Source organism: Streptomyces sp. NPDC029159 (assembly GCF_055564055.1).
In genome coordinates this window covers 188,235-200,397 of sequence record NZ_JBVHWT010000004.1, presented here as the reverse complement: position 1 = coordinate 200,397, position 12,163 = coordinate 188,235, and the positions used below count along the sequence as shown (strand labels likewise).

The 12,163-nt window shown below is 72.3% G+C and carries 10 protein-coding genes; 4 read left to right on the top strand and 6 right to left on the bottom strand.

Going from position 1 to position 12,163, the window contains the following annotated elements; all coding sequences use genetic code 11:
- Window positions 1–33: 33 nt before the first annotated feature.
- Window positions 34–375, top strand: coding sequence for a hypothetical protein (locus ACZ4U4_RS10500; protein ID WP_467871371.1), 342 nt, complete (start codon window positions 34–36; stop codon window positions 373–375).
- Between the two features lie 40 nt (window positions 376–415).
- On the opposite strand, the gene mscL is transcribed toward ACZ4U4_RS10500, so the two are convergent.
- From mscL to ACZ4U4_RS10475, 5 genes are all read right to left on the bottom strand, one after another.
- The gene (mscL, locus tag ACZ4U4_RS10495) at window positions 416–925 is read right to left on the bottom strand and encodes a large conductance mechanosensitive channel protein MscL (RefSeq protein ID WP_467871369.1); all 510 of its coding nucleotides are present in this window, start codon (window positions 923–925) and stop codon (window positions 416–418) included.
- Window positions 926–1,689: 764 nt separating this feature from the next.
- Entirely contained in the window at window positions 1,690–2,523 is an 834-nt protein-coding gene (locus ACZ4U4_RS10490; protein WP_467871366.1) for an S-methyl-5'-thioadenosine phosphorylase, read from the bottom strand.
- Window positions 2,524–2,601: 78 nt separating this feature from the next.
- Entirely contained in the window at window positions 2,602–2,949 is a 348-nt protein-coding gene (locus tag ACZ4U4_RS10485; protein WP_467871363.1) for an FmdB family zinc ribbon protein, read from the bottom strand.
- Window positions 2,950–3,017: 68 nt separating this feature from the next.
- Window positions 3,018–4,316: an MFS transporter gene (locus tag ACZ4U4_RS10480; RefSeq protein ID WP_467871360.1), complete on the bottom strand. Its 1,299-nt coding sequence runs from the start codon at window positions 4,314–4,316 to the stop codon at window positions 3,018–3,020.
- 284 nt (window positions 4,317–4,600) lie between these two features.
- Window positions 4,601–6,112 (bottom strand): potassium/proton antiporter, encoded by a 1,512-nt coding sequence (locus ACZ4U4_RS10475; protein WP_467871358.1) that lies wholly within the window; start codon window positions 6,110–6,112, stop codon window positions 4,601–4,603.
- 261 nt (window positions 6,113–6,373) lie between these two features.
- Here ACZ4U4_RS10475 and ACZ4U4_RS10470 point away from each other — a divergent pair, with 261 nt between their 5' ends.
- Window positions 6,374–9,094, top strand: a complete 2,721-nt coding sequence (locus ACZ4U4_RS10470; RefSeq protein WP_467871355.1) for a penicillin acylase family protein — start codon at window positions 6,374–6,376, stop codon at window positions 9,092–9,094.
- A gap of 124 nt (window positions 9,095–9,218) precedes the next feature.
- Here ACZ4U4_RS10470 and ACZ4U4_RS10465 read toward each other — a convergent pair whose 3' ends face one another.
- A complete protein-coding gene (locus tag ACZ4U4_RS10465; RefSeq protein WP_467871352.1) occupies window positions 9,219–9,788 on the bottom strand; it encodes a 5-formyltetrahydrofolate cyclo-ligase in 570 nt (189 codons plus the stop codon).
- A gap of 111 nt (window positions 9,789–9,899) precedes the next feature.
- Between ACZ4U4_RS10465 and galU the strand changes: the two genes are divergently transcribed.
- Window positions 9,900–10,802 (top strand): UTP--glucose-1-phosphate uridylyltransferase GalU, encoded by a 903-nt coding sequence (gene galU / locus ACZ4U4_RS10460; RefSeq protein ID WP_467871350.1) that lies wholly within the window; start codon window positions 9,900–9,902, stop codon window positions 10,800–10,802.
- Between the two features lie 4 nt (window positions 10,803–10,806).
- Window positions 10,807–12,123 (top strand): molybdotransferase-like divisome protein Glp, encoded by a 1,317-nt coding sequence (gene glp, locus ACZ4U4_RS10455; RefSeq protein ID WP_467871348.1) that lies wholly within the window; start codon window positions 10,807–10,809, stop codon window positions 12,121–12,123.
- Window positions 12,124–12,163 lie beyond the last annotated feature (40 nt).

Genomic DNA, 12,163 nt, shown 5'->3' with positions numbered 1-12,163 from the left:
AGGCCGGGCCCGGGCCGGCCGTACCCTGAAGGGGTGAGCACCACCCCCGCATCCGACGACCCGGCCCACCCCCGCGAGCCGCAGCCCGCGCCCGACCAGGACCGGCCGGCCCCGGACGAGCAGGCCGCGGACCAGGCACCCGAAGGCTCCGGCCAGGGCTCCGACGAGGAGCAGGCGGCCAGGGACGCCGACGAGGAGCGGGCCGCCGCCCGGCGCCGGGCCGCCCGGGCCGCGTTGATCTTCGACGATCCGCTGTCCCGCCGCTCCGACGACGACTCGGACCGCGGCTGGGGCGAGCGCCCCACCGGCGAGGCGGCCGGCGCCGCCGCCGACCTCCGGCGCTTCCTCGACGAAAAACCGCCCCACCACCTCTGAGCGAGGCGGTGGAGCGGTTCGAGGGGTCCGCAGGGTCCGGCTACGACTGCGACTTCTGCGTGATGACCGTTCCGCCGGCTTCCGATGCGGACGAGGCCGACGAGGAGCCGTTGCGCTGCGCGATCAGGGCGTCGCGGATCTCCGCCAGCAGCTCGACCTCGGTCGGGTCCGCCGGGGCGTCCTCCTCCGGCTTGCGGGCCTCCATCCGCTGCTTCCACTTGTTCATCGGAAGGATCATGAGGAAGTAGACCACCCCGGCGGTGATCAGGAAGGTCAGCACCGCGCTGAGGACCGAGCCCCACAGGATGTAGATCCCGTCGGTGAACTCGCCCGTCTTCTTGTCGACGACGCAGGTGGTGAGGCAGGTCTTGTAGTTGTCGAGGTTCTGTGAGCCGAAGGCGCCGACGATCGGGTTGATCACGCCCTTCACCACCGCGTTCACGATGTTGGTGAAGGCCGCACCGACGACCACCGCCACCGCGAGTTCGATGACGTTGCCCTGCATCAGGAAGTCCTTGAATCCCTGCAGGACGCTCTTGCTCTCGCTCACCAGTGGGCCTCTCTCCATGCTCATTACGGACGGTGCGCCGACAAACGGCACCGCAACTTACGCCAGGGCGGGGCGGCGGTGTCCAGCCACCCCACACGAACCAGTGAGCGGCCAGAGCGTCAGTACGGATCACATCCGGGGCGCCGCGGGAATATCGGGCGCGCTCCGGGCGGCGTGCGGCAGCGGCCCCGCCGCCCGGAAAAGTCTCGCCCGGCCGGGAAACGGACGCCACTCGATCTTGCGTCATGGACTACCGCCCCACCGGCGTCGCCGAAGCGGCACAACCGGCGCCCGACGGAGCCCGACCTGCGTCCGATAATTCCGCAAATGCCCATGTCGCAGCGGTGATCGCGAGCCCGGCGGCGGCCAGTCGCCAGCGCATGGCCCGGCGCCACGGACGCCGGGTGCCACCGAGCCGGAGCGGCGGGAAGTGGGGCACTTCACACGGTGCGGGCGCGGGCAGCGGCGGCGGGGCCGGCCGGACGGCCGGAGCGGTGGACGGGAGAAGCGGGGAGTGGGGCACGGGAAACACCGCCTGCGGTGAGGGAACGGGACCGACGGCACCCACCGTGCCCGCTTACCCCGCCGCGCGTACGGGCCTGTGGACGGCCCCGGCGGATGTGGACAACTCCGCCACCCGCCGGAGGGACCCGCCCCGAGGGTCGCGGCGGATCCGGCCCGGAAAGCCCGCCGTGGAACCGGCCCGCGAGCCCGGCCCCGGCTCGGCGCTCGAAGGCCCGCCCCGCAGGCCCCGCCCCGTACCCCTACGGCAGCTCGATCCCCAGCTTCCAGCCGTCGTGCACCTCGGCGCACCCGCAGGTCCGGGTGTCCGTGGCCGGGAGGGCGCCGACCGCGTTGAAGAGGACCTCGCGCAGCCGGCCGACGTTCTTCCCGAAGACCTCCAGAACGTCGTGGTGGGAGACGCCCTCGCCCGTCTCGGCGCCCGCGTCCAGGTCCGTGACCAGCGTCAACGAGGCGTAGCACAGACCCAGTTCGCGGGCGAGCGCCGCCTCGGGGTGGCCCGTCATACCGACCACCGACCAGCCCTGTGCGGCGTGCCACCGGGACTCGGCGCGGCTGGAGAAGCGCGGCCCCTCGATCACCACGAGCGTGCCGCCGTCCACCGCGTCCCACTTCCGGCCGCGCGCCGCCGTCAGCGCCGCCGTCCGGGCGGCGGGGCAGTACGGGTCGGCGAACGGCAGGTGGAAGACGCGCGGGATGCTGCCGTCGGCGAGCGGGACGCCGTCGAAGTACGTCTGGGCGCGGGCCTTGGTGCGGTCCACCACCTGGTCCGGGACGAGCAGCGTGCCCGGTCCGTACTCGGGCCGCAGACCGCCCACCGCGCACGGGCCGAGGACCTGCCGGACGCCGACGGAGCGCAGTGCCCAGAGGTTGGCGCGGTAGTTGATGCGGTGCGGCGGAAGGTGGTGGCCGCGGCCGTGCCGGGGGAGGAAGGCGACCTGCCGCCCGGCGATCTCGCCGAGGAACAGGGAGTCGCTGGGGCTCCCGTAGGGGGTGTCCACCGTGATCTCGGTCACGTCGTCGAGGAAGGAGTAGAAACCCGATCCGCCGATGACGCCAATCTCCGCGTCAGCCATGCCGGTCAGCCTACGGGGTGCCGATACGCACGAGACCCCCGCCGTCGGTGCGACGGCGGGGGTCCGGAAAAGCGGGGATCAGGCGGCGGAGCTGCTGCTCGCCGAGCCCGAGGTGCTGCTCGCCGACGAGGACGGCGTGCTGGACGACGTACCGGACGACTTCGAGTCCGAGCCGGAGCCGGACGACGAGGAGTCGGACGTGCTCGTCGAGGAAGAGGAGGACTTCGCCGGGCTGCTGCTGGACGACGAGCCGCGGCTGTCGTTGCGGTAGAAGCCGGAGCCCTTGAAGACGATGCCGACCGCGGAGAACACCTTCTTGAGGCGTCCCTGGCAGCTGGGGCACTCGGTGAGCGCGTCGTCGGTGAACTTCTGCACCGCCTCGTGGCCCTGGCCGCACTCGGTGCACTGGTACTGGTAGGTCGGCACTTGTCTTCCTCCTGGCACTCTCACTCGATGAGTGCTAACGACGATCCATAGTGCAGTATTCCGGCCCGTCAGTCCACTGTGGCCGCCGTACGGTGACCGACTCCACGCTCCGCCGCCTCGTCCGAGGCCGCCGCGGACGGCGTCACCACGCGGCTCGCCCCCCGGGGCAGCAGCCGCGAGCGCAGCGCCAGCAGCACCGCCGCGGCCAGCGCGGTACCGGCCAGCGGCACCAGGAAGCCGCTGCTCGGCGCGTAGGCGTCGGCCAGCCGGCCCGCCGACGTCGCCGCCGCGGCCTGGCCCAGCGCCACCGCGCCGGTCAGCCAGGTGAACGCCTCCGTACGGGCGCCCGCCGGGACCAGCGACTCCACCAGGGTGTAGCCGGTGATCAGCGCCGGGGCGATGCACAAGCCGATGACCAGGCCGTTCGCCGCCAGCAGCGGTACCGCCGTGATCGCCCACAGCGGGACGGTGGCCAGCGCCAGCAGCCCGTAGGCGACGAGCAGCCGGCGGCGCGGGCCGGTCTTCCAGGCGATGGCGCCGCACGCGATACCGGCGAGCATGTTGCCTGCCGCGAAGATGCCGTAGAGGACGCCGTTGATGCCGGGGCGGCCGATGTCCTGGGTGAACGCGGTCAGCGTGACCTGCATACCGCCGAAGACCGCGCCGATGCCGAGGAACGCCACGATCAGCACCCGCACGCCGGACACCGACAGCGCCGAGACGCGCGGCGCATCCCCTTCGTGGCCGCGGTGGACCGGCGGCTGGCTGCGCCGCTGCGCCGCGAAGAGCAACCCGCCGACCAGCGTCAGCGCCGCCTCGGCGACCAGTCCGGCGGCCGGGTGGACGCCGGTGCACAGCGCCGTGGCCAGCACCGGACCGACCACGAAGGTGAACTCGTCGGTGACCGATTCGAACGCCGCCGCCGTCGGCAGCAGCGGACTGCCGCCCAGCCGGGCCGCCCAGCGGGCCCGCACCATCGGGCCGACCTGCGGCGTGGAGGCGCCCGTGGGCACCGCGACGGCGAGCAGCGCCCACAGGGGAGCGTGCGACAGGGCCAGCGTGATCAGCGCGGCGATACCCGCGACATGCACCAGCACGCCGGGCACCAGCACCGCGCGCTGCCCGAACCGGTCGGCGAGCTTGCCGCTCTGCGGGGCGAACAGCGCCATCGCGACGCCGGTCGTCGCCGAGACCGTACCGGCGGTGCCGTACGAGCCGGTGGTGTGCTCGACCAGCAGGACGATGGAGATCGTCAGCATGGCGAAGGGCTGCCGGGCCAGGAAGCCGGGCAGCAGGAAGGTCCACGCACCGGGGGTGCGCAGCAGTTGTCCGTATCCGGGACGGGAGTCCTTGACCGCGGATGCCACGGCCGGGCCTTTCCGCTGCCTGGTAGCGCACGGCCGCGAGTGCTCACGGGTGGTGCGCCGAGAGCTGTCCTCTCGCGCAGGACCGAGTGATACCGCGTGGCCCGCACCGGGCCGCGGCCGCCGAGCGGTCGCGCCAGCTCTGCATCAGGCAGAGTGGTTCGTCGATGTGCTGAGGGGATTGTACAGGCCGGTACGGGTGAAGCCCTGGGATCGGCCAGGGCTTCACGGGGCTCGCCTTCGGATCGGTGGTGCGCCGCCGCACACCGGGGCGGCGCACCGATCCGTCAGTCGCGAGGGGCGCTCCGGCCGCCGGCGGTGGCGGGCGTCTTCCGCCGTCCGCGGCGGCGCACCGCCTCCACCGGCGCCTCGGCCACGGTGCCCAGCCAGCCGGCGAGCTTGCCGCCCTGGGAGACGGCCTGGAGCCGCTTCTCCGCCGCGTCGCGGACCTGGTCGGTGGCGACGACCAGCAGCTCGTCGCCGCGGCGCAGCACCGTCGTCGGCGTCGGCACGAAGCTCGTGCCGTCCCGGACGACGAGGGTGACGGCGGCGCCGGACGGCATCCGCAGCTCCCCGACCTCCACGCCGTGCATCCGGGAGGTGGCGCCGATCGAGGTGGAGAGCAGATGGCCGCGGAGCCGCTCCAGCGGCGCCGACTCGATGCCGAGGTCGGCCGCCTCCTCGCCCTCACCCAGCCGCAGCCGCCGCGCCAGCCACGGCAGCGTCGGCCCCTGGACGAGGGTGTAGACCACGACGAGGACGAAGACGATGTTGAAGACGCGTTCGCTGCCCGGGACGTGGCCGACCATCGGGATGGTGGCGAGGACGATGGGCACCGCACCGCGCAGCCCGGCCCAGGACAGCAGCGCCTCCTCCCGCCACGGCACCCGGAACGGCAGCAGCCCGAGGAAGACCGACAGCGGCCGGGCCACGGCGGTCAGGATCAGGCCGATCAGCAGCGCGGGGACGATGTCGTCGAGGAGGTTGTGCGGCGTCACCAGCAGGCCCAGCAGGACGAACATGCCGATCTGGCCTATCCAGCCCAGCCCTTCGGCGAAGCCGCGGGTCGCCGCGGCGTGCGGCAGCTTGGCGTTGCCGAGGAGCATCGCGGCCAGGTAGACGGCGAGGAAGCCCGAGCCGTGCGCCAGTGCGCCCGCGGCGTACGCCGAGACCGCGATGGCCATCACGGCGATCGGGTACAGACCCGAGGCGGGCAGCGCCACGTGCCGCATCCCGAACGCGCCGATCCAGCCGACGGCCAGTCCGACCGCCGCGCCGATCGCCAGCTCCAGGGCGATCTCGCCGATCAGGACGTACCAGTGCTCGACCGGTCCGGCGGCCGAGAAGGCGACGACGAGGATGACCACCGGGGCGTCGTTGAAGCCGGACTCGGCCTCCAGCACACCCGTCAGGCGGGGCGGCAGCGGCACCGAGCGCAGCACGGAGAAGACCGCGGCGGCGTCCGTCGACGACACCACCGCGCCGATCAGCAGCGCCTGACGCCACTCCAGCCCGGCGAGATAGTGCGCCCCCGCCGCGGTGACCCCCACGCTCACCGCGACGCCGAGCGTGGAGAGCAGCGCCGCGCGGGGCAGCGCGGGCCGGATCTCCTTCCACTTCGTCCCGAGGCCGCCCTCGGCGAGGATCACGACGAGGGCGGCGTAGCCGAGCAGCTGGGTCAGCTCGGCGTTGCTGAAGTCCACGCCGCCCAGGCCGTCCTGCCCGAGGGCGATGCCTATCCCGAGGTAGATGAGCAGGCTGGGCAGCCCGCTGCGCGAGGAGAGCCGTACCGCGGCCACCGCGACGAGCAGTACGAGCGAGCAGAGCAGCAGGAGTTGGTTGAGATGGTCGACAGTCAGGAGCTGGTCCTTCCGCGCGCGGTCCGGTGCCGGGTCCGGGGTCTTTCCCTGGCGTAATCCTTACCGTATCTAGTTACTGAGGCTAACAATTTACCATTACTTGAATCTTGGGTGCGCTGGTCATGACTCCGCGTAGGGGTCGCCCGACTGGGGGGCCTATCGTTGCTCCAGCACTCCCACCCTGCCCCTCGAAGGACAGAGATGCCCGCCAACAAGACCGGCCCAGCCCCCAAAAAGAAGAAGGGGCGGCGCGGCCGCCTCGTCGCCGTCGCGGTCGTGCTGCTGCTCGTGGCGGGCATCGCGTTCGGCGCCTTCTGGGGGGTGAACACCGTGCGGGCGTCGTTCCCGCAGACCACCGGGTCGCTCAAGCTCGCGGGCCTGACCGACCCCGTCGACGTCCGCCGCGACGCGCACGGGATACCCCAGATCTACGCCGACTCCGACGAGGACCTCTTCCGCGCCCAGGGCTACGTCCAGGCGCAGGACCGCTTCTGGGAGATGGACGTCCGCCGCCACATGACGGCCGGCCGCCTCTCCGAGATGTTCGGCAAGGACCAGGTCGACACCGACGCCTTCCTGCGGACGATGGGCTGGCACCGCGTCGCACAGCAGGAGTACGACACCAAGCTGTCGCCGGCCACCAAGAAGTACCTCCAGGCATACTCCGCGGGCGTCAACGCCTACCTCAAGGACCACGAGGGCGCGGCGCTCTCCCTGGAGTACGCGGCGCTGGACTTCCAGAACGACTACAAGCCCGAGAAGTGGACGCCCGTCGACTCGGTCGCCTGGCTCAAGGCCATGGCCTGGGATCTGCGCGGCAACATGCAGGAAGAGATCGACCGCTCGCTGATGACGAGCCGTCTCACCCCGCAGCAGATCGCCGAGCTGTACCCGGCCTACCCGTCCAAGCGGAACAAGCCGATAGTCGAGGGCGGTGCGGTCAACCCCGTCACCAAGGAGTTCGACCCCAAGGGCAGCGGCCCCGGCAACACCGCGAACGGCACCCCCGCCGGCGCCGCCCACGATCTCCAGTCCGGGCTCTCCGCGCTCTCCACCTCGCTCGACAAGATCCCGGCGCTGCTCGGCCCGAACGGCAACGGCATCGGCTCCAACTCCTGGGTCGTCTCCGGCGCCCACACCACCACCGGCAAGCCGCTGCTCGCCAACGACCCGCACCTCGCCCCGCAGATGCCCTCGCTCTGGTACCAGATGGGCCTGCACTGCCGCACCACCGGCCCGAAGTGCAACTACGACGTGGCGGGCTACACCTTCTCCGGCATGCCCGGCGTGATCATCGGCCACAACCAGGACGTCTCCTGGGGCATGACCAACCTCGGCGCCGACGTCACCGACCTGTACCTGGAGAAGGTCACCACCGACGGCTACCTCCACGACGGCCGCCGCCGCCCCTTCACCACCCGCAAGGAGACCATCAAGGTCGCCGGCGGACCGAGCCGCGAGATCACCGTCCGCGCCACCGACAACGGGCCCATAGTCTCCGACCGGAACGGCGAGCTGGCCACCGTCGGCAAGCGGGCCCCCGTCGGCAACGCCGCCCCCGACCGCGGCGACGGCTACGCGATCTCGCTGCGCTGGACCGCGCTCGACCCCGGCACCTCCATGGACGCCGTCTTCGAGCTGAACCGCGCCAAGGACTGGACGAGCTTCCGCAAGGCCGCCGCCGACTTCGAGGTCCCCTCGCAGAACCTCATCTACGCCGACACCAAGGGCAACATCGGCTACCAGGCCCCCGGCCGCATCCCCGTCCGCGGCAAGGGCGACGGCTCCCTCCCGGCCCCCGGCTGGGACCCGGCCTACCGCTGGACCGGCTACATCCCGCAGTCCGCGCTCCCCTGGGAGTACAACCCCGACCGCGGCTACATCGTCACCGCCAACCAGGCCGTCGTCGACGAGAAGAAGTACCCCTACCTGCTGACCAAGGACTGGGGCTACGGCGCCCGCAGCCAGCGGATCAACGACCTCATCCAGTCGAAGATCAAGGACGGCGGCAAGGTCTCCACGGATGACATGCAGAGCTTCCAGCAGGACAACAGCAGCCAGATCGCCCGGATCCTGACGCCGTACCTCACCAAGGTCAACATCTCCGACCCGTACGTCCGCGAGGCGCAGCAGCTCCTCGACGGCTGGGACTTCACCCAGGAGCCGGACTCCGCGGCCGCCGCCTACTTCAACGGCGTCTGGCGCAACCTCCTCAAGCTGGCCTTCGGCAACAAGATGCCCAAGGAGCTGCGGGTCAAGGGCGAGTGCCTGACCGTCCGCCCGGCCGAGGGCAGCGGGCCCGTCGACGACCTCGACAAGTTCGTCCGCGAATGCGGTGAGCGCGCCCCCGACATGGCCCAGCCCGACGGCGGCGACCGCTGGTACGAGGTGGTCCGCGCGATCCTCGACGACCCGAACAACGCCTGGTGGAAGACCGAGGACCTGCCCGGCCACCCCGGCGACAAGAACCGCGACCAGCTCCTCGCCCACGCCATGAAGGACGCCCGCTACGAGCTGACCTCCAAGCTCGGCAAGAACATCGACAACTGGACCTGGGGCCGGCTGCACCAGCTGTTCCTGAAGAACCAGACGCTGGGCACCGCGGGCCCCGGCCCCCTCCAGGGGCTCTTCAACCGCGGCCCGTGGAACGTCGGCGGCGGCGAGGCGGCGGTCAACGCCACCGGCTGGAACGCCTCCGGCGGCTACGGCGTCACCTGGGTCCCGTCCATGCGGATGGTCGTCAACCTCGCCGACCTCGACAAGTCCCGCTGGATCAACCTCACCGGCGCCTCCGGCCACGCCTACGACGCCCACTACTACGACCAGACCGACAAGTGGGCCAAGGGCGAACTGCTCCCCTGGGCCTTCGGTGACGCCGCGGTCAAGAAGGGCACGAAGGACACGCTGACGCTCACCCCGTGAGCACCTGAGCCGAACGGCCCCGGCCCCCGCCCGCACGATGCGGACGGGGGCCGGGGCCGTTTCCGTCGCCGCGGCAGCAGCCATTTCCGGTCAATACCCGACGGCCGGAAATCGATGTCCCCGCTCACTCCCGCGCCGCGAACCGCCACACCCCCGACGGCGTCACCGCCGCGTCCACCGGCCGGTCGTGCGCCTCCGCCGGGACCTCGTCCAGCACCTCGCCGTCGTGGAGCAGCACCACCGTCGCCGGCTGCGCACCGGCCCGCTCCAGCCGCGCCAGTACCCGGTCGTACGAGCCGCCGCCACGGCCCAGCCGCAGCCCGTGCCGGTCCACCGCGAGGCCCGGCAGCAACACCGTGTCCGCCGCCGTCACCGCCTCGGGGCCCAGCCGAGGCCCGGCCGGCTCCAGCAGCCCTCGGCCCGCCTTCACCAGGCGCTCGGCGCCCTCGTAGACCGCCCAGTCCAGATCGTTGTCGGGCAGCAGCACCGGCAGCAGCACCCGCGTCCCCGCCCCGTGCAGCCGCTCCAGCAGCGCGCGGGTGGACGGCTCGCGCCCCACCGACACGTACGCCGCGACCGTCCCGGCGTCCGCCAGCTCCGCCAGCTCCAGCGCCCGACGGGCCAGCTCCGCCCCGGAAACCGCCGCGACATCGGCCGGCAACGCTCTCCTCACCTCCAGGAGATGGCGCCGCAACCTCTGTTTCCTACTGTGATGCACGCTCACCGTGTGGCCTTGCTCCCGCTCTCGGGCAGTATTCACCGGACACTCATCATCCTTCCGTTTGAGCCGGTTATCGTTCTGCGCATGACCCCATCGCACCCCCGGATCAGCAAGGCTGTCATCCCGGCGGCCGGCCTCGGCACCCGCTTTCTCCCCGCCACGAAGGCCACCCCCAAGGAGATGCTGCCGGTTGTCGACAAGCCCGCCATCCAGTACGTGGTGGAGGAGGCGGCCGCCGCCGGCCTCTCCGACGTCCTCATGGTGACCGGCCGCAACAAGCGGCCCCTGGAGGACCACTTCGACCGCAACTACGAGCTGGAAGAGGCGCTGCACCGCAAGGGCGACGAATCCCGCCTCGGCAAGGTCCAGGAATCCAGCGACCTGGCGACCATGCACTACGTCCGCCAGGGCGACCCCAAGGGCCTCGGCCACGCCATCCTCTGCGCCGCCCCGCACGTCGGCGACCAGCCCTTCGCCGTCCTCCTCGGCGACGACCTCATCGACCCGCGCGACCCGCTGCTCCAGCGCATGATCGACATACAGGAGCGGCACGGCGGCTCCGTCATCGCCCTCATGGAGGTCGACCCGGCCCAGATCCATCTCTACGGCTGCGCCGCCGCGACCCCCACGGGCGACGACGACGTCGTGGTCGTCTCCGACCTGGTCGAGAAGCCCGACGTGGCGCAGGCCCCCTCCAACCTCGCCATCATCGGCCGCTACGTCCTCGACCCGGCCGTCTTCGACGTACTGCGCGAGACCGCCCCCGGTCGCGGCGGCGAGATCCAGATCACCGACGCCCTCCAGACGCTCGCCGCCGACCCGTCCCTGGGCGGCCCGGTGCACGGCGTCGTCTTCAAGGGCCGCCGCTATGACACCGGCGACCGCGGCGATTACCTCCGTGCCATTGTCAGACTGGCATGCGAACGTGAGGACCTGGGCCCGGAGTTCCGGACCTGGCTGCGCAGTTACGTCACCGAGGAGTTGTAGGGCCTTGAGCGGTACCACCGACCCGACCCGCCGTCCGCACCGTGTCTGGTCGGTGGCCGACCATCTCGACGACGTCCTCGCCAAGGTCCGCCCCCTGGACCCGATCGAGCTGCAGCTGCTCGACGCCCAGGGGTGCGTCCTGGTCGAGGACGTCACCGTCCCGGCCGCCCTCCCGCCGTTCGACAACAGCTCCATGGACGGCTACGCGGTCCGCGTCGCCGACGTCGAGGGCGCCACGGAGGAGTTCCCCGCCACCCTCACCGTCATCGGGGACGTCGCGGCGGGCAGCGGCGAGCTGCCCGCCGTCGGCCCCGGCCAGGCCGCCCGCATCATGACCGGCGCGCCCCTCCCGCCCGGCGCCGAGGCCGTCGTCCCCGTCGAGTGGACCGACGGCGGCAGCGGCGGCGGCCCCGCCGACTCCATGGCGGCCCACGGCGCATCCCCCGCGGGCGCCTCCGGCGAGGTCCGGGTGCACCGCCCGGCCGCCGCCCGCGCCCACATCCGCGCCGCGGGCAGCGACGTCAGCGCCGGGGAGCGCGCCCTGCGCGCCGGTACGGTCCTCGGCCCGCCGCAGATCGGCCTGCTCGCCGCCATCGGCCGCGGCACCGTCCGGGTCCGGCCCCGCCCCCGTGTCGTCGTGCTGTCCACCGGCAGCGAACTGGTCCAGCCCGGCGAGACGTTGGGCCCCGGCCAGATCCACGACTCCAACAGCTTCCAGCTCACCGCCGCGGCCCGGGACGCCGGCGCCATCGCCTACCGCGTCGGCGCCGTCGCCGACGACCCCGACATCCTCCGCGCCACCCTGGAGGACCAGTTCATCCGCGCCGACCTGCTGGTCACCAGCGGCGGCGTCAGCGTCGGCGCGTACGACGTGGTCAAGGAGACGCTCACCGACCTCTCCGCCGAGGAGGGCAGCGTCGAGTTCCGTCGGCTCGCCATGCAGCCCGGCAAGCCCCAGGGCTTCGGCCTCATCGGCCCCGACCGCATCCCGCTGCTCGCCCTCCCCGGCAACCCGGTCAGCGCCTACGTCTCCTTCGAACTCTTCGTCCGCCCCGCCATCCGTACGCTGATGGGCCTGCCCGACGTGCACCGCGCCACCGTCCCCGCCGAGTGCACCGAGGCGATCACCGGCTCCCCGGAGGGCCGCCGCCAGTTCCTGCGCGGCTCCTACGACCGGGACGCCGGCACGGTCACCCCCGTCGGCGGCACCGGCTCCCACCTCATCGGCGCACTCGCCCACGCCAACGCCCTGATCGTCGTCCCCGAGGACACCACCGAGGTGGCCGCGGGCGGCGACGTCGAGGTCGTCCTGCTCGGCTAGGCCCTGTCGTCACACTCCCGTCTGCCTCGCGACGCCTGGC